This window comes from Cupriavidus alkaliphilus (assembly GCF_014191175.1).
Classification (GTDB): Bacteria; Pseudomonadota; Gammaproteobacteria; order Burkholderiales; family Burkholderiaceae; genus Cupriavidus; species Cupriavidus alkaliphilus.
In genome coordinates this window covers 1137662-1154004 of the sequence record NZ_JACHWE010000001.1, presented here as the reverse complement: position 1 = coordinate 1154004, position 16343 = coordinate 1137662, and the positions used below count along the sequence as shown (strand labels likewise).

The 16343-nt window shown below is 66.4% G+C and carries 17 protein-coding genes; 4 read left to right on the top strand and 13 right to left on the bottom strand.

Annotation, left to right across the window (positions count from 1 at the left end; translation table 11 throughout):
- Positions 1 to 37: 37 nt before the first annotated feature.
- On the top strand, positions 38 to 556 hold the full coding sequence (locus FHX60_RS05490; RefSeq protein ID WP_112774155.1) for a hypothetical protein: 519 nt from the start codon (positions 38 to 40) through the stop codon (positions 554 to 556).
- 70 nt (positions 557 to 626) lie between these two features.
- Here the strand turns inward: FHX60_RS05490 and FHX60_RS05485 are convergent, their stop codons facing one another.
- From FHX60_RS05485 to FHX60_RS05460, 6 genes are all read right to left on the bottom strand, one after another.
- Positions 627 to 1091, bottom strand: a complete 465-nt coding sequence (locus FHX60_RS05485; RefSeq protein ID WP_112774154.1) for a ferritin-like domain-containing protein — start codon at positions 1089 to 1091, stop codon at positions 627 to 629.
- An 83-nt stretch (positions 1092 to 1174) separates the two neighbouring features.
- Positions 1175 to 1606: a universal stress protein gene (locus tag FHX60_RS05480; protein WP_112774153.1), complete on the bottom strand. Its 432-nt coding sequence runs from the start codon at positions 1604 to 1606 to the stop codon at positions 1175 to 1177.
- 178 nt (positions 1607 to 1784) lie between these two features.
- The gene (gene phbB / locus FHX60_RS05475; protein ID WP_112774152.1) at positions 1785 to 2528 is read right to left on the bottom strand and encodes an acetoacetyl-CoA reductase; all 744 of its coding nucleotides are present in this window, start codon (positions 2526 to 2528) and stop codon (positions 1785 to 1787) included.
- A gap of 267 nt (positions 2529 to 2795) precedes the next feature.
- The gene (gene phaP3, locus FHX60_RS05470; protein ID WP_092308845.1) at positions 2796 to 3353 is read right to left on the bottom strand and encodes a TIGR01841 family phasin PhaP3; all 558 of its coding nucleotides are present in this window, start codon (positions 3351 to 3353) and stop codon (positions 2796 to 2798) included.
- Positions 3354 to 3679: 326 nt separating this feature from the next.
- Positions 3680 to 5266 (bottom strand): malate synthase A, encoded by a 1587-nt coding sequence (gene aceB, locus FHX60_RS05465; protein WP_183282701.1) that lies wholly within the window; start codon positions 5264 to 5266, stop codon positions 3680 to 3682.
- Positions 5267 to 5317: 51 nt separating this feature from the next.
- Positions 5318 to 6019 (bottom strand): haloacid dehalogenase type II, encoded by a 702-nt coding sequence (locus FHX60_RS05460; protein WP_092308851.1) that lies wholly within the window; start codon positions 6017 to 6019, stop codon positions 5318 to 5320.
- 292 nt (positions 6020 to 6311) lie between these two features.
- On the opposite strand from FHX60_RS05460, the gene FHX60_RS05455 reads away from it, so the two are divergent.
- Entirely contained in the window at positions 6312 to 7262 is a 951-nt protein-coding gene (locus FHX60_RS05455; RefSeq protein WP_092308854.1) for a LysR family transcriptional regulator, read from the top strand.
- A 174-nt stretch (positions 7263 to 7436) separates the two neighbouring features.
- Entirely contained in the window at positions 7437 to 7871 is a 435-nt protein-coding gene (locus tag FHX60_RS05450; RefSeq protein WP_092308857.1) for a universal stress protein, read from the top strand.
- An 81-nt stretch (positions 7872 to 7952) separates the two neighbouring features.
- Here the strand turns inward: FHX60_RS05450 and loiP are convergent, their stop codons facing one another.
- Positions 7953 to 8714 (bottom strand): metalloprotease LoiP, encoded by a 762-nt coding sequence (gene loiP, locus FHX60_RS05445; RefSeq protein ID WP_092308860.1) that lies wholly within the window; start codon positions 8712 to 8714, stop codon positions 7953 to 7955.
- An 86-nt stretch (positions 8715 to 8800) separates the two neighbouring features.
- On the opposite strand from loiP, the gene FHX60_RS05440 reads away from it, so the two are divergent.
- Entirely contained in the window at positions 8801 to 9151 is a 351-nt protein-coding gene (locus FHX60_RS05440; protein WP_183282700.1) for a hypothetical protein, read from the top strand.
- Positions 9152 to 9524: 373 nt separating this feature from the next.
- Here FHX60_RS05440 and aceA read toward each other — a convergent pair whose 3' ends face one another.
- The 6 genes from aceA to FHX60_RS05410 form a co-directional block, all read right to left on the bottom strand.
- Entirely contained in the window at positions 9525 to 10820 is a 1296-nt protein-coding gene (gene aceA, locus FHX60_RS05435) for an isocitrate lyase (RefSeq protein ID WP_092308863.1), read from the bottom strand.
- Positions 10821 to 11158: 338 nt separating this feature from the next.
- Positions 11159 to 12109: an alpha/beta fold hydrolase gene (locus FHX60_RS05430; protein ID WP_181486963.1), complete on the bottom strand. Its 951-nt coding sequence runs from the start codon at positions 12107 to 12109 to the stop codon at positions 11159 to 11161.
- Between the two features lie 110 nt (positions 12110 to 12219).
- Entirely contained in the window at positions 12220 to 12636 is a 417-nt protein-coding gene (locus tag FHX60_RS05425) for a gamma-glutamylcyclotransferase family protein (protein ID WP_116369904.1), read from the bottom strand.
- Between the two features lie 2 nt (positions 12637 to 12638).
- The gene (gene rraA / locus FHX60_RS05420; RefSeq protein WP_112774139.1) at positions 12639 to 13136 is read right to left on the bottom strand and encodes a ribonuclease E activity regulator RraA; all 498 of its coding nucleotides are present in this window, start codon (positions 13134 to 13136) and stop codon (positions 12639 to 12641) included.
- A 48-nt stretch (positions 13137 to 13184) separates the two neighbouring features.
- On the bottom strand, positions 13185 to 14924 hold the full coding sequence (locus FHX60_RS05415; RefSeq protein ID WP_375790525.1) for a thiamine pyrophosphate-binding protein: 1740 nt from the start codon (positions 14922 to 14924) through the stop codon (positions 13185 to 13187).
- Between the two features lie 69 nt (positions 14925 to 14993).
- Entirely contained in the window at positions 14994 to 16256 is a 1263-nt protein-coding gene (locus FHX60_RS05410) for an MFS transporter (RefSeq protein WP_183282699.1), read from the bottom strand.
- Positions 16257 to 16343: the final 87 nt, after the last annotated feature.

The window sequence follows — 16343 nt, the reverse complement described above, 5'->3', positions numbered from 1 at the left end:
ACGGATTCCCATCCGCAGTGCTTACCGGAGACCCACCATGCGCCATCGCCTGTCCGTCTGGCTGGCCGCCACCGCGGCAACCCTGCTGTGTGCCTGCGCAACGCTGCAGCCCATGCAGACCGCGCAGAAGATGATCGGCAGCCCGCAGAGCGCCGTGCGCGATACCTTCGGCGCGCCTTCCGAAACCTACCCGCTCGCCAACGGCACCAGCCGCTGGATCTATTCCAAGCAGCCGCTCGGTTTCGAGGTGTATGCCGCGGACTTCGACGCCGGCGGCAAGCTGACCAGCTTCCGCCAGATGCTGACCGAGAAGGAAATCTACGCCGCCCGCCCGGGCGTGTGGACCAAGCAGGACGTGGCCGAGCACTTCGGCCTGCCGCGCGAGCCGGTCGAATACTATCCGATGATGAAGCGCGAGGCGTGGTCGTACCGGCTCTACGCCGGCGCGTACCAGCCGGCGCACTTCAGCGCGTACTTCGACGAGCGTGGCGTGCTGGACCGCACCATGATCATCGTCGATGCGATCGGCGGGGATGCGCGCGACGGCAGCAAGTAGGCAGCGCAGCCTGGCAGGGTCACGATGCCGTGCCGTGGCGGGACAGCAGCCTTGCCTGCGCTGGCGCTGGTCAGCCCTTCCCTGCCTGCCCGGCTACCGCAACCCCGGGCTTGCGCAGCATTTTCTCGACCTCGCCGGCATGCAGCTCCTCCAGCTGGATCAATTGCCGCGCATATTCCTCCAGCGCCACGGAGCGGCCCTCGACCAGGGTCAGCAGTTCGCGGTACGCCTCGAGCGCCTGCTGTTCGGTTGCCAGCGATTCACGCAGGATCGCGCCGATATCGGTGGTGTGGACGTCCAGCAGTTCGCCGATGCCAAGCGAAGGATAGGCGCCCAGTGTGGTTATCCATTCGCCCGCCTGGTGCGCGTGCAGCAACGACTCGTTGGCTTGCTCACGCAGCCACGACACGATGGGAATGCGGCCGAAGCCGAACACCAGGAACGAATAGTGCGTGTAGCGCACCACTCCGGCGAGCTCGGCCTCCAGTATCCGATTGAGTACGCCGACGACCTTTTCCTGTTCGATATCCGCCATGGCAGTACCTCCGTGGGATGGAATTCGACAGCAACCGCGCCCCGGGCCGCAATGGTTGCGCCCCCGCGTCGGCGTCCGCGCCTTCAGCGGTAGACCAGCACGGGCACCCGGCAATGGGTGAGCACCTTCTGCGTTTCACTGCCGACCAGCAAAGCGTCCAGGCCCCTGCGCCCGTGCGACGCCATGAAGATCACATCGCACTCGTGCCTCGCCGCGGCATCGATGATGCCCTTGTAGGGAACGTTCGCCGTCATGTCGGTGGCGCAGGACACGCCTGCCGCCCTGCTCGCGGCGACCACCTCTTCGAGCCGGGCCCGCGCCCGCTCGGCTTCCCGCTCCTCGAACGCCTGGCGCCTGGGATGGCCGGCATCGCCCGATGCCAGATAGGGATACTCCTCCATGCACGTATAGGCGGTCAGCCTGGTGCCGTCGGCTTTGACAAAGCCGATGGCTGCCTCCATCGCCATTCTTGACAGTTCTGAGCCGTCGGTGGCCAGCAAGATGTGCTTGAACACGATTTCCCTCCGTCCGCAGTGGTCCCCGGCGGGGTGAGGCGGTCCGCCGGTCAAGCTTCAGTATGGACAAGAATCCGGCTTGCGGAAGGAACGCGGCGATGAACGGCGTCTGGCACTTGCGCCGTGCCGCTCCCGGAACGGGCTTTCCGGGAGCGGGCACGGGCCGGTGCCGACCTGCTTACTGCATGTGCTGCCCGCCGTTGATGGCGATATTGGACCCGGTCACATAGGCCGCCTCCTCCGAGCAGAGGTAGGCAATCAGCGCCGCCACTTCTTCAGGCTTGCCGACGCGGCCAACCGGAATCTGCGGCAGGATCTTGGTCTCCATGATGTCCTTGGGCACGGCGTTGACCATCCTGGTGGCCAGGTAGCCCGGCGAGACCGTGTTGACGGTCACGCCCTTGCGCGCCACTTCCAGCGCCAGCGACTTGGTGAAGCCGTGCATGCCGGCCTTGGCCGCGGCATAGTTGGTCTGGCCGAACGCGCCCTTGGAGCCGTTCACCGACGAGATATTGATGATGCGGCCCCAGCCGCGCTCGACCATGCCTTCGCACAGCGGCTTGGTCAGGTTGAACACCGAATCGAGATTGGTCCGCATCACGGCATCCCAGTTCGGCTTGTCCATCTTCTTGAACGCCATGTCGCGCGTAATGCCGGCATTGTTCACCAGGATGTCGACCTGGCCGACGTCGGCCAGGATGCGCGCGGCGCAGGCCTGGCAGGCGTCATAGTCCGAGACGTCGACCTCATAGGCGCGCATCTCGCGGCCGTTGGCCGCCATCGTGGCCAGCCAGTCCGCGGCGTTGGCATTGCCGGGCGAGTGCGTCACCACCACGGCATGGCCGGCGTCGTGCAGCCGGATGCTGATGGCTTCGCCAAGTCCACCCATGCCACCTGTTACCAATGCGATTCTCTTCGTCATGCTGATTGCGTCGTTTTCGTGAGTTTGAAAGACCCCTGCCGTGCAGCAAGGGACATTCCCCCGGTGGTCCCCGAGCAAATTCCCGCCGCCGTCGCGCAGGCAAAGCGCGGCCATGCCGGGCCGGACGTGCCGGTCCCGGTGCGCATGGATGGGGCGGGAAGATATGGTGTCGCGGTGCCGCGGGCCCGGGAACGCGGGGTTCCCGGCCTGCATGCCTGCGATCTGTGTGCGGCGCGTGCTCCGGCCTGGCCGGGGCAGCGCTGTGGGTTACGCCTTGGCGGCGCGCGGCGTAGCGTTCGCGGCCGTGGCCGACGCGGCTGCGGCGGTCTTGGCGAAGTTGGCCTTGGCGACTTCAGCGGTCTGCTTGGCGGCGTCCTGGAACGACTGGTACGTGGTGTTGGCCGCGGCAACGCCCGACTGCAGCAGCGCGGTCAGCGCTTCCGAACCGGCCGGCGCGTTCTTCACGAAGGTGTCGACGAATGCCTGGACGTTGCGGTTGTGCTGTTCGTACTGAGCCTCGACCGCCTTGCTCAGTTGCGCCTGCGTATTCGAGGCGATTTCATAGACGTGGCGTACATACGCCACTGCCTTCTCGGCGGCCGGCTGGGCCAGGTTGCCCTGCGCCGCGAACACTTCGCGAACATCCTTGCCGGCCAGCACCGCTTCGACGTTTTCCTGGCCTTCGGCGAGCGAGGTCCTGATGGCTTGCAGGTTCAGCTCGGCCAGCTTCTGGAAACCTTCAAACGCCGTGTTCGTCAGCGCGAACAAATGGCTCACGTTGGACTTCTGCGCCGCAGCAAATTGTTCGGGCGTAAAAGGTGACATGCAGATCTCCTAGGGATAAATCGGACGGAATGGCGCGACAGCACTGGCAATCGTTCGCGGCACAGCGTGCCGGAGTGCCAATCTTGCAGCGCACCATCGAACCCGCATCCTAGAGTGTTTCCTCCAATTTAAACCCTAGGGATAAACCCAAAAAGTATTGAAGACAGGACAACGAAAGTGCAGCATGGAGCTCTAATGTTACAAGTATTTACCCTGTATTGCTGCACTGCATGACAGGTGTAAGGCCGGCTTAACGCGGCCCGGCGGCGAAAAAAAAAACCGCAGCCAGAGCTGCGGTTTTCCTTAATTGCGAACGCGGGTTGCGCTCAGACTTCTTCGTACAGCGGCAGCGTCAGGAACTCTGCAAAGTCTTCCGACGTGGACATCTGCTCGAAAATCTCGGCAGCGCGATCATAGGTGCTGGTGTCGCCACCAACCAGTTCCTTGACCTTGGCCAGCTCTTCCGGAATCAGCTTGCGCACCAGCTCGGCCGTGACCTTGGTGCCGTCTTCCAGCTTGCCCTTGGGCGAGCGGATCCACTGCCACACCTGCGAGCGCGAGATCTCGGCGGTGGCGGCATCTTCCATGAGGTTGTGGATCGGCACGCAGCCGTTGCCGGCCAGCCAGGCGCCCAGGTAATGGATGCCTACGTTGATGTTCATGCGCAGGCCGTGCTCGGTGATCGGCGTTTCCGGCTGGAAGTTCAGCAGGTCGGCGCCCTTCACCTGCACGTCCGGACGCTGCTTGCCGAACTGGTTCGGCTTGTCGCCCAGTACCGCGACGAATTCCTTCATCGCCGGCTCGACCAGGCCCGGGTGCGCCACCCAGCCGCCGTCGTAGCCATCGGTGGCGTCGCGGCGCTTGTCGCTGATGATGCCTTCCATGGCGATGGCGTTCTTCTCCGGATCGTTCTTGATCGGGATCAGCGCGCTCATGCCGCCGATCGCGGGCGCGCCGCGGTGGTGGCAGGTCTTGAGCAGCAGCAGCGCATACGAGCGCATGAACGGCGCGGTCATGGTGACCTTGGCGCGGTCGGCCAGGCAGAAGTCCTTGTCGTTCTTGAACTTCTTGATGCACGAGAAGATGTAGTCCCAGCGGCCGGCGTTCAGGCCGGCGCTGTGCTCGCGCAGCTCATACAGGATTTCGTCCATCTCGAACGCGGCGAGGATGGTCTCGATCAGCACGGTGGCCTTGATGGTGCCTTGCGGCAGGCCGATTTCGTTCTGCGCCATCACGAAGATGTCATTCCACAGGCGCGCTTCCAGATGGCTTTCCATCTTCGGCAGGTAGAAGAACGGGCCGGCGCCGCGGGCGATCTGCTCCTTGGCGTTGTGGAACAGGAACAGCGCGAAGTCGAAGATGCCGCCCGAGACGCGCTTGCCGTCGATGGTGACGTGCTTCTCGTCCAGGTGCCAGCCGCGCGGACGCACCTGCAGCGTGGCGATCTTGTCGTTCAGCTTGTATTGCTTGCCCTTGGATTCCAGCGTCAGCGTGCGGCGCACGGCAGCCTTCAGGTTGACCTGGCCCTGCAGCTGGTTGTGCCAGTTGGGGGTGTTGGAATCCTCGAAGTCGGTCATGTAGCTGTCAGCGCCCGAGTTGAAGGCGTTGATCACCATCTTGGCTTCGACCGGGCCGGTGATTTCCACGCGGCGGCATTCCAGCGCCTTGGGCACCGGCGCAACCTTCCAGTCGCCATCGCGGATGCTCTTGGTTTCCGGCAGGAAGTCGGGCACCTCGCCGGCGTCCAGGCGCTTGGCGCGCGCGACGCGCGCAGCCAGCAGTTCCTGACGGCGCGGCTCGAAGGCGCGGTGCAGCTTGTCTACCAGGGCCAGGGCTTCCGGCGTGAGGATATCTTCGTAGGCCGGCAGGATTTCGCCGGTAATCTTCATGCCCGCGGGCAGCGTGATAGCCATCAGTGTTCTCCTGTTAAACGATAGCGATAGCTTTGGTTGTTGGGCGCCCTGCTATGCCGCCACGCCATGGGCGCGGACGAATTCGAGCAGGTCGTTCATGTCGTGCCCGGTGCCGGAGGGGGCTACGTCGAGCCGCTCCGCCGGATGGCCGGCACGGTTGATCCAGAAAGTGGTGTAGCCATACCAGCTGGCGCCGCAGGCGTCCCAGCCGTTGGACGAGACGAACAGCATCTCCTGCGCCTCCAGCCCGAAGGCCAGCGGCCCCAGCGCATAGGCGGCGGGCGCGGTCTTGTACTGGCGCACCGCATCGACCGACAGCACATGGTCGAACAGCCCGTGCATGCCGGCGCTCTTCACCGAGATGTCGAGCATCTCGGCGTTGCCGTTGGACAGGATGCCCAGCGGCAGCCCCGCCTTGCGCAGGCGCTTGAGCGCGCCGAGGTTTTCGGGGAACGCCGACAGGCACGCGTATTCCTTCAGCAGCTGCGCCTCGGCGGCCTCGTCCAGCGGCAGCCCCAGGCGCTCGGCGGCGTAGCGCAGCGCGTCCACGGTGATGGCCCAGAACGGCTTGTAGTGCGCGCCGTCGGGCGCCGCCATGGTGCGGATGCGGGTGTAATCGATCTGGCGGTCGCGCCACAGCAGCGCCAGCGCCTCGCCACGGCCCGGGAACAGCTGCTCCGCGCGCGCGGTGACGGAATACACGTCGAACAGCGTGCCATAGGCATCGAAGACGACGGCGCGGATCTTGTTCATGGGAGCCTGGGCAACCTGCAACGGTAGGGCGCAACTGAGTAAGCGGCGGCCAGACCACAGCTGCGTGGCTCTGTACACCATTGAATGCATCGAATTGTAGGGAGACGCTGCAGTGCGGCAAAGTGGCCGTCGGTCACTTGATCTTTTACTTTTACCCAACTAATCTTGGCTGACTAAAACAAAACTCCGCACCAAATCCTCTTCACTGGTGGCCAAAGGCCCGCCCCGGCACCCGGGGCGTGGCCAGCGCAGCACCCCGCGGGTTCTCCCGCGCATATCAGGCGAAACATTCGTGGACCATTTCAAACAACTGGAGACCTTTGTATCCGTCGCCTCGCGCGGCAGCCTGTCCGCCGCCGCCGCGGCCGAGGGCGTGGCGCCCGCCATCATCGGCCGGCGCATCGATGCGCTGGAAGAGCGGCTGGGCGTCAAGCTGCTGGTACGGACCACGCGCAAGATCAGCCTGACCTTCGAGGGCTCGGCGTTCCTAGAGGATTGCCAGCGCATCCTGAACGACCTGCACAACGCCGAGGCCAGCGTCTCGGCTGGCGGCGTCAAGGCCAGCGGACACCTGCGCGTGACCGCGCCGGCCGGCTACGGGCGCAAGCACGTGGCGCCGCTGGTGCCGCTGTTCATCGAGTCGCACCCGGACGTGTCGATCACGCTGGACCTGTCCGACCGCGTGGTCGACCTGGTCAACGAAGGCTTCGACTGCGCCATCCGCCTGGGCGACCTGCCCGATTCCAGCCTGGTCTCGATCCGGCTGGCCGAGACCCGCCGCGTGGTGGTGGCCGCGCCGGAATACCTGGCGCGCGCCGGGCGCCCGGGCACGCCCGAGGACCTGCAGCGCCACAACTGCCTGGCCTTCGGCGCCAGCGCCAACATGCAGCGCGGCTGGGTGTTCCAGGAAGAAGGCCGTGCCGTGACGGTGAAGGTGGGCGGCACCATGGAATGCAGCGATGGCGCGGTGCTGCACGAGTGGTGCCTGCAAGGCAACGGGCTGGCCTGGCGCTCGTGGTGGGAAGTCGGCAGCGAGATTGCCAGCGGACGACTGGTGACGGTGCTGGACGAGTTCCAGGCGCCGCCGATCGGCATCCATGCGGTGTTCCCGCAGCGCAAGCACCTGCCGCTGCGGGTGCGGCTGTTTATCGACCACCTGAAGAACACCTACGGCAATCCGTCCTACTGGCGGCGTGCCGAGCAGGCTTTGGCGCTGCCCGTGGCGGAAGTGCTGGCGGACTAGGCACGGTGCCAATGCGGACTTGCGCCCCTTCGGATGCCATTGACATTACGCAATGACCTTCTCGGCACACTGACTACAATGCATTCAAGACAGGCGCTGCCCGGCGCCGCGGCGATGCCGCGAACCGGCGGGTCGCCGCCCTGCCCCGACCCCTAGTCAGCAAAGGAGCCCCGCATGTTCCAACATATCCTGCTTCCCACCGACGGCTCGGAACTCTCCAAGAAAGCCATCAACGGCGGACTGGAACTCGCCAAGGCCATCGGCGCGCGCGTCACGGCCTATGTCTGCCTGGAGGAATACCCGTACACACCGTTCAGCGAAATCGTGGTCGAGGCCCCGCAGGCGTTCAAGGACCGCATCGAGAACCAGGCCAAGCTGTATCTGAAAGAGATCGAGAACCTGGCCACGGCGGCCGGCGTGACCTTCGACGCCGACATGTCGACCTTTGCCGTGCCCTACCTCGGCATCATCGATGCCGCCGAGCGCCATGGCTGCGACGTGATCTTCATGGCCTCGCACGGCCGGCGCGGGCTGTCAGGCCTGCTACTCGGCAGCGAGACGCAGAAGGTGCTGACGCATACCGACATTCCGGTGATCGTCTACCGCTGAAGCCCGGCGCAGCGCGCGCCAAAGCAAAACCGCCCGCACCGGTCATGCCGGTGCGGGCGGTTTTTTGCTTGCGCAGGCCGCTTACGAAGCCTTGCTCATGCGCTGCTCGATATGCTTGGCGCGGTCTTCCGAGCCCGGGTGCGACGAGAACATGCTGGACTTGCCGCCGTCGAGCTTGGCCAGCTTCTGGAACGCCGTGACCAGGCCCTTGGTGCTGGCCTTGTTCTTGGTCAGCAGGTCGAACGAATAGTCGTCGGCAGCGGTCTCCTGCGACTGCGAGAACTGCGCGTTGATCAGCTTCTCGCCCAGCTCGCCCAGCTGCGATTGCGACAGCGCCGCCACCGCGCCATTGCCCGCCGAGGCCGCCGCGCCACGCGCCGCGGTGGCGGTGTAGGCCACCTGCATGGCCTTCTTGGTGTGGCCCAGCGCCACGTGGCCCAGTTCGTGGCCCAGCACGCCGCGCACTTCGTCGTCGGTCATCATGTCCATCAGGCCGCTGTAGACGCGCACGCAGCCGTTGGCCATGGCCCAGGCGTTGACGTCCTTGGTCATGTAGACCTTGGCGTTGACGTTGGGCACGTCGCTGTTCTTCAGCCCGCTCATGATCTTGACCAGGCGCTTGCTGTAGGTGGTGTTGGCAGCGGCGATCTTGTTGGTCTTGTCCGATTCCGCGCAAGCCTGGTCCGACAGGCTCTTGACGTCGGCGTCGGACAGCGTGGCAGCCTTGGCCAGCGAGGTGCCGGCGCTGAGCATGCCGTCGACATTGGTGGGCATGCCGCCGGAACAGCCGGCCAGCAGTGCCGCCGCGACGGCGCAGGCAGCGAGCGAGAGAGTTGCTTTCATGATGTTGTTCTGGGTGGAGTGGCTCGGAGGTGCCGATAAAGGCCCCGGCACTTTAAGCCATCTGCCCGCGGGAGGGAATCACCCAAATGCTGCAAGCCGCCAAAAATGACAATTTGTTGCATTTGGACAATCTTCCAGTTCGGAGGGCGCAAAAAATGCGCCCCCGGGCGCGTTTGCAGCGATTCCCCCACGCGGGTCAGCGCAGTCCGGCCGCAGGAACCACGGTCGTGCCCGGCGGCGCAATGAAGGGAATGAACTTGCATGGCTCGCGCTGGCCCAGCGAGCAGTTTGACCCGATCGCGCAGCCACTGACGGCCAGCACGAGCAACAGACAGACGAGCTGTTTCATGGCACCCAATTTTGTTGTTTTGCTGGAGGGTATCACCCGGGGAGTGGCTCATCCGCACCGCAACAAACCTTTACAAATCCTTCCGTGAAATCTCAGCTCGGTGCCCTAGCCTGTTCCCATGCTTTCGAGGGAGACGGCCATGCCTTCGTCACGGGACACATTCAAATTGCGTCGACCTGGGCGTCGCACGATGAACTGGCACGACGTCGCCCTGATCGCGATTGGATGGGTGGGTCTATGCCTCGGCGTGGGGTGGACGCTCTCCAAGGCGGCTGGCACCTTCGAGTGAATCGCGGTACGCGCCCCTGCATCCGGCGCGCAGGTACGGCAGTCGCATCGAGAATAAAAAAATCGCGCCGTCCCTGAGAGAGAACGGCGCGTCGCCTAAAAGGGAGCTCGCGATGGTCGCACGCGCTCCCGATCCCGCCGGACCCACGAGCCGGCGGGAGTGACCAGGAGAGTCAGGCCACTTTCTTGTCTTCGAAGAACTGCTCGTCTTCGGTCGAGCCCTTCAGCGCAGTCGTCGACGACTGGCCGCCTTCGATGGTCTGGGTCACGGCGTCGAAGTAGCCGGTGCCGACTTCGCGCTGGTGCTTGACCGCGGTGAAGCCCTTCTCGGCGGCCTTGAACTCGGCTTCCTGCAGTTCCACGAACGCGCTCATCTGCTTGCGGGCGTAGCCGTAGGCCAGGTTGAACATCGAATAGTTGAGCGAGTGGAAGCCGGCCAGCGTGATGAACTGGAACTTGTAGCCCATCGCGCCCAGTTCGCGCTGGAATCTGGCGATGGTGGCGTCATCCAGGTTCTTCTTCCAGTTGAACGACGGCGAGCAGTTGTAGGCCAGCATCTTGCCCGGGAAGCGGGCGTGCACGGCTTCGGCAAACTTCTTGGCGAACTCCAGGTCCGGCTTGCCGGTTTCGCACCACACCAGGTCAGCCACCTCGGCATATGCCAGCGCGCGCGAGATCGACTGCTCCAGGCCGTTGCGCACGCGGTAGAAGCCTTCGACGGTGCGCTCGCCGGTGCAGAACGGCTTGTCGTTGTCGTCGATGTCCGAGGTCAGCAGGTCGGCGGCCTCGGCGTCGGTGCGGGCGATCACCAGGGTCGGCACGCCCGACACGTCGGCAGCCAGGCGCGCGGCGGTCAGCTTGGCGACGGCTTCGCGGGTCGGCACCAGCACCTTGCCGCCCATGTGGCCGCACTTCTTCACCGAAGCGAGCTGGTCCTCGAAGTGGACGCCGGCGGCGCCCGCCTCGATCATGGACTTCATCAATTCGAAGGCATTCAGCACGCCGCCGAAGCCTGCTTCCGCGTCGGCGACGATCGGGGCGAAGAAGTCGGTGTCGCCCGAGCCTTCGCTCCACTGGATCTGGTCGGCGCGCTGGAAGGTGTTGTTGATGCGCTTGACCACCTGCGGCACCGAGTTGGCCGGATACAGCGACTGGTCGGGGTACATCTCGCCAGCCAGGTTGGCGTCGCCGGCGACTTGCCAGCCCGACAGGTAGATCGCCTTCAGGCCCGCCTTGACCTGCTGCATGGCCTGGTTGCCGGTCAGCGCGCCGAGCGAGTTGACGAACGGCTCGGTATGCAGCAAGTGCCACAGCTTTTCGGCGCCACGGCGCGCGAGGGTGTGCTCGACCTGAACCGAACCGCGCAGGCGCACCACGTCTTCGGCGGTGAAATTGCGCTTGATACCCTTCCAGCGCGGATTGGTGTCCCAGTCTTTCTGCAGGGCCTGGATCTGCTCTTGGCGGTTCATGGTCGCTCTCCTGGACGTGATTGGGGATGGCTGAGAATCTCGTGCTCGCCTGACCCGGGCTGCCATCGTGCCGCTGCAGCGTTGGTCGCAGTTTTCGCACCCGAGGTCCTGTGTCTTATATAAGAGTGTAGAGAACGCTACTGCGTTGCAACAACCCCGAACCCGGGAGGCAGCCAAGATTTATTTTTCTTTTAAATCATCGACTTGGCAAAAATATTTCATGATGCGGGACAGAATCTTTCATCATGAGAAATGGCCTTGTGCCACGCAAACCGGTATTTTTGCGGCCCAAAACCTTTTTCCACATTGTGAAAAATCGGCGGATGTGGCGCAAGCTGCTAGCGGATGCGACTCGCCTGCAGCGCCGCGGAAGCCGGCGCGCCTTCGATATGGTCGACGAATTCGCCGACCATGGCGGCAAACCCCGCCGGGTCCGCCAACGGCAGCCAGTGCTGCGCCGGCACGGTGCGGCGCCACAGCTGCGGGGTCCAGCGGTGCATGCCTTCTGTCACCGCGGGCGTTACGTAACGATCATGCAGCGGCACGATCAGCTGCACCGGCGCATGCGCAGCACGGCGGCGTGGCGCGCGCAACACCGGCAGGATATTGGCGCGGTACAGGCGCAGGCCGTGGCAGCCGTCGGCGATCTGGGTAGGGTTCGGCCCGACGCGCACGCCCTCGGTCAGGCGCAGGTAGCGCGGCCAGGCCCGGCCCAGCCACAGCCGCCAGGCCAGTTCGGGCAGCCACGGCAGGTGGAACACGCCGATGTACCAGGAGGCCATCAGTTGCCGCAGCGCCTGGCCGAGCGCCGCCGGCGAGCGCTGCCCGCGCAGTTCGCGCAGCGCAATGGCCGCGTGGTCCAGGCACGGGCCCGAGCAGGAGGTGAACGAGGCAATGCGCCCCTGCAGGCGGGGATCGGTGACAAATTCCCAGCCCTGGATCGAGCCCCAGTCGTGGCCGGCCAGATGCACCGCGCGCTGCGGCGACACCGCGTCGATCACGGCGATGAAGTCGTCGGCCAGCTTTTGCAGCCGGTAGGCCGCGGTCGCGTGCGGGGCGCTCGAGCGCCCGGCGCCGCGCACGTCGTAGGCCACCACGTCGAAGCGCCCGGCCAGTTGCGCCGCCACCGCGTGCCAGACTTCGCTGTTGTCGGGATAGCCGTGCACCAGCACGATGGTCGGTCGGGTTGGTCCGGGCACGCTCCAGCGGGTAGCGGCCAGGCGCACGTCGCCGGCATCGATGCAGCACCGTTGCGGCAGAATTTGCTGCGGGACTTGCGGAGCATGCATGGCCGTCGGTTCCATCGTTCGATGTCATGGTCGGCCATGCTACGCAAAAGCCAACGGCACCGCCAAATCTGACCGCCAACCGACGCCGCTGTTTGAAACGCTTGCGGGATTCAGGCCGCGGCCGTATCGCGGGCGCGCCGATAGGCTACCCAGTCACCGCTGTCGATGCGCGGCAGCGCGGCGGCCGCGGCGTCGGCCACCGGGTACAGCAGGCAGGCAACGGGCTGGCCGTTGTGCTGCACCGCCTGTTCCTCGCGCACGAACAGCGTGGCCTGGCCCGGATAGACCTCCTCGATCTCGTCCAGCACCGGCAGCAGGGCGTCGGCAATCTCGTAGATATCGCCGACCACCGGTCCGCCGCCGGCGTCCAGCACCAGGCCGGGATACGTGCCGAAGTCATAGAGCCTGCCCGCCACCGTACCCGTGCCCAGCAGCGTGGGCGCGGCAATGCCGTGGCGCCGCGCCGCAGCGTTCAGGTCGTTGACCTCGCCGGCGCGCAGCGTGCCGTAGACGAAGACGCGCGGCATGCTCAGCGCTCCAGCTGTTCGTCGGCGACCAGGATCCCGTCGACATCGACGTAGATCCAGTTGCCCGGACGCACCACCGCGCCCGGCATCTGCACCGTGACCTCGCTCTCGCCCACGTTGCGCTTCTGGCTCTTCTGCGGGTGCGCGGCCAGCGCGCGGATGCCGATGTCGCACACGTCCAGCTCGGCGGTGTCGCGGATGCAGCCGTTGACGACGATGCCGACCCAGCCGTTCTTCTCCGCCAGCAGGCCCAGGTTGCCGCCCACCAGCGCGCAGCGCAGCGAGCCGCCGCCGTCGACCACCAGCACGCGCCCGCGGCCCGGCGACTCCAGCGTGGCGCGCACCAGCGAGTTGTCTTCAAACACCTTGAGCGTCGCGGCCGGACCGGCAAACGCCGGCTGCTTGCCGAAGGCGCGGAACACCGGCGCCATCACGCGCAGCGTGCCTTCGGCAAGGCGGTCTTCATGCGCGTCGCACAGGTCGGTGGTGACGGGCTTCATCTCGGGTCTCCTGGTCGGTAAGAAAGAATGCGGTCTGGTAGTGCCGCGTCACGGCTTCTGGCTGGCCAGCGCCTGCGCCCGGATCGCGCTCAGCGTGGTGCGCGGCGTGATCACGTCCGGGTCCACCTGGATTTCGATCAGCGTCGACACCGGCGCGGCCAGTGCCTCGCGCAAGGCCGGCGCAAAGGCTTCGGTGGCGGTCACGGTGGCGCCGCGTGCCCCATAGGCGCGCGCCAGCGCGGCAAAGTCGGGATTGCGCAGCTCGGTGCCGGACACATGCGTCGGGTATTCGCGTTCCTGGTGCATGCGGATGGTGCCGTACATGCCGTTGTTGACGACGATGATGATCACCGGGGCCTGGTATTGCATCGACGTAGCAAGTTCCTGGCCATTCATCAGGAAGCAGCCGTCGCCCGCCAGCGCCACCACGGTACGCTGCGGGAAGGCGATCTTGGCACCCACTGCCGCCGGCACGCCGTAACCCATCGCGCCGCTGGTCGGCGCCAGTTGGCCGCGGCCGCCGCTGGTGAACGGGCGATAGTGGAAATAGCGGTGCAGCCAGCCGGCATAGTTGCCGGCGCCGTTGGTCACCACTGCGTCGGCCGGCAGCAGCTGGTCCAGCGTGCGGATGACTTCGGCCATGTCGACGCCCTGCCCCGTGAACGGCGGCGGCTGCAGGTAGCGTTCGTAATCGGCATGGGCGGCTTCGGTCCAGGCTTGCCAGCGTGGCGCGGCCGGCGCCTGCAGGCCGGCCAGGCGCGCGGCGATGGCCGGCATCGCGGCCTGGATCATCAAATCGGCCTGGTACACGCTGCCCAGCTCTTCGGCGCCGGCATGCACATGGACCAGCTTCTGGGCCGGCCGCGGCGCCGCGATCAGCGCGTAGCCGCCGGTGGTCATCTCGCCCAGCCGCGGGCCGATCGCGAGCACCAGGTCGGCCTTGCGGATACGCTCGGCCAGCGCGGGATTGATGCCGATGCCGACATCGCCGGCGTAGTTGGGATGGCGGTTGTCGAACAGGTCCTGGCCGCGGAAGGCGCAGCCCACCGGCAGCCTGAAGCGCTCGGCAAAGGCCTGCAGGTCGGCGCAGGCCTGCGGGGTCCAGCCGCTGCCGCCGGCCAGCACGAACGGGCGCTCGGCGGCCTGCAGCATTTCGGCCAGCCGCGTCAGCTCGGCCTCGCCGGGCCAGGCCATCACGCGCTGATAGGACTGCAACTGCGGCACCGCGGCGGTTTGAGCCAGCATGTCTTCGGGCAGCGCCAGCACCACCGGACCGGGACGGCCCGAGGTGGCGGTCTGGTAGGCGCGCGCGATGTATTCGGGGATGCGCTCGACCCGGTCGATCTGCGCCACCCACTTGGCCATCTGGCCGAACATGCGGCGGTAGTCGATTTCCTGGAAGGCCTCGCGGTCCATGAAATCGGTGCCCACCTGGCCGATGAACAGGATCATCGGGGTCGAATCCTGGAACGCGGTATGCACGCCGATGCTGGCATTGGTGGCGCCCGGGCCGCGCGTGCAGAACGCCAGCCCGGGGCGGCCGGTCAGCTTGCCGTAGGCTTCGGCCATCACCGCGGCTCCGCCCTCCTGGCGGCAGACGATGAAGCGCAGCCGGTCGCGGCGGCAGTGGAAGCCGTCGAGCACCGCCAGGTAGCTCTCGCCCGGCACGCCGAAGGCCAGTTCGGCTCCGTGCGCCAGCAGCGCATCGACCAGGATATGGCCGCCCGGCAGCGGCGCGCCGCGATCGGTGTCTTCAGGCTGGGTGGCGTTGGCCGGCGTCATTGGCATGGAAACGTTCCTCAGGCAAGCGGATTCGGATAGCGGCGGGCTGGCGTGCTGGCGGGCTGGCCGGCCGGGCTAGGCAGCCCCCGCCCGTGCCGCGGCCTGGCTGCGCGAGCGGTTGCCATTGCCCACGGTCACCGCGGTGAAGATCGACAGCAGCTGGAAGCCGCCGATCATAAAGAAGACCCAGGCCGGCAGCCTGGCGTCCATCAGCGCGCCGAAGAACAGCGGGCCGCAGGCCAGGCCGATATCCAGCCCGGAATAGACCACGCCGTAGACGCGCCCGGTGGCGCCGGCAGGCGCTGCCGCGCGCACCAGCAGGTCGCGCGACGGCCCGGCGGTGCCGGCGCCAAAGCCGATCACGCCCATCAGCACCGGCACCAGCAGCGCCGGCACCAGGTTCAGCCCCACCAGCACCGCGACCAGGCCGGACACGGTGAAGCTGACCGCGATCAGCCGGTCATGGTTGCTGGTGCGGCTGGCGGCAAAGCCGCCGACGATCATGCCCCCGGCGCTGCACAGCATATAGACGGTGTACGACGCGGTGGCCAGCGTGAACGGCATGCCGTAGAGGTAGGTCAGCGCGGTGGGCGCAAAGCTCTGGATGCCGGCGGCGGAGAACGTCGTCAGCAGGAAGAAGCCCCAGCACACCCACACCTGCGGCAGGCGCAGGAAGCCCAGCACGCTGGCGCCCCCTGCCGCGGCCCGGGCAGCGGGCCGGCCCACGGCGCCCTGCACTTCGCGCGGGTCCAGCACGTGGCGTAGCGCCACCAGCACCGCCAGCACGATCAAGGCCACCGCCGAGGCCGCCGCCAGCGCCACGCGCCAGCTGGCCAGGTTGGCGATCGCCACCAGGAACAGCGGCGCCGCGGCCCATCCCAGGTTGCCGGAAATGCCGTGCACCGAGAACGCATGGCCCAGCCGCGGCTGCGACACATGCTTGTTCAGCAGCGTGAAGTCGGCCGGATGGAACACCCCATTGCCCAGGCCTGCCACCGCCGCGCCGAACAGCAGCCCGGCATAGCCGACGCTGGCCGACAGCAGCAAGGCCGCCGCGCCCAGGCAGGCCAGCCCGCCGAACAGCACCGGCCGCGCGCCGAAGCGGTCCACCACGAAGCCCGACGCGGTCTGCACCACCGCCGAGACCGCGAAGAACACCGTCATCAGCAGGCCCAGCTCGGCATAGCTGAGCCCGAACTCGGCCTTGATCCACGGGAACAGCGGCGCCAGCAACAGGTGGTAGAAGTGCGAGACGCCATGCGCCAGCCCCACCAGCCCGATCACCTGGGCGTCGTGGCGAAGGGAATTGGGCGTGGGTTCGAGGGCGGCGGTGGGCATGGCGCTGGCGGTCGGAGGGGCGATGCGGTGGGCTGGGCGGCGCGCAAAAAAATACGGGCCGAAGCCCGCATCATAGAGGAAAACCCC

Bases quoted from the DNA above. Each gene is read 5' to 3' on its own strand.
- FHX60_RS05490 (WP_112774155.1), top strand. From the start codon at position 38: ATGCGCCATCGCCTGTCCGTCTGGCTGGCCGCCACCGCGGCAACCCTG.
- FHX60_RS05485 (WP_112774154.1), bottom strand. From the start codon at position 1,091: ATGGCGGATATCGAACAGGAAAAGGTCGTCGGCGTACTCAATCGGATA.
- phbB (WP_112774152.1), bottom strand. From the start codon at position 2,528: ATGACGAAGAGAATCGCATTGGTAACAGGTGGCATGGGTGGACTTGGC.
- phaP3 (WP_092308845.1), bottom strand. From the start codon at position 3,353: ATGTCACCTTTTACGCCCGAACAATTTGCTGCGGCGCAGAAGTCCAAC.
- aceB (WP_183282701.1), bottom strand. From the start codon at position 5,266: ATGGCTATCACGCTGCCCGCGGGCATGAAGATTACCGGCGAAATCCTG.
- FHX60_RS05460 (WP_092308851.1), bottom strand. From the start codon at position 6,019: ATGAACAAGATCCGCGCCGTCGTCTTCGATGCCTATGGCACGCTGTTC.
- FHX60_RS05450 (WP_092308857.1), top strand. From the start codon at position 7,437: ATGTTCCAACATATCCTGCTTCCCACCGACGGCTCGGAACTCTCCAAG.
- loiP (WP_092308860.1), bottom strand. From the start codon at position 8,714: ATGAAAGCAACTCTCTCGCTCGCTGCCTGCGCCGTCGCGGCGGCACTG.
- FHX60_RS05440 (WP_183282700.1), top strand. From the start codon at position 8,801: ATGCTGCAAGCCGCCAAAAATGACAATTTGTTGCATTTGGACAATCTT.
- aceA (WP_092308863.1), bottom strand. From the start codon at position 10,820: ATGAACCGCCAAGAGCAGATCCAGGCCCTGCAGAAAGACTGGGACACC.
- FHX60_RS05430 (WP_181486963.1), bottom strand. From the start codon at position 12,109: ATGCATGCTCCGCAAGTCCCGCAGCAAATTCTGCCGCAACGGTGCTGC.
- FHX60_RS05425 (WP_116369904.1), bottom strand. From the start codon at position 12,636: ATGCCGCGCGTCTTCGTCTACGGCACGCTGCGCGCCGGCGAGGTCAAC.
- rraA (WP_112774139.1), bottom strand. From the start codon at position 13,136: ATGAAGCCCGTCACCACCGACCTGTGCGACGCGCATGAAGACCGCCTT.
- FHX60_RS05415 (WP_375790525.1), bottom strand. From the start codon at position 14,924: ATGCCAATGACGCCGGCCAACGCCACCCAGCCTGAAGACACCGATCGC.
- FHX60_RS05410 (WP_183282699.1), bottom strand. From the start codon at position 16,256: ATGCCCACCGCCGCCCTCGAACCCACGCCCAATTCCCTTCGCCACGAC.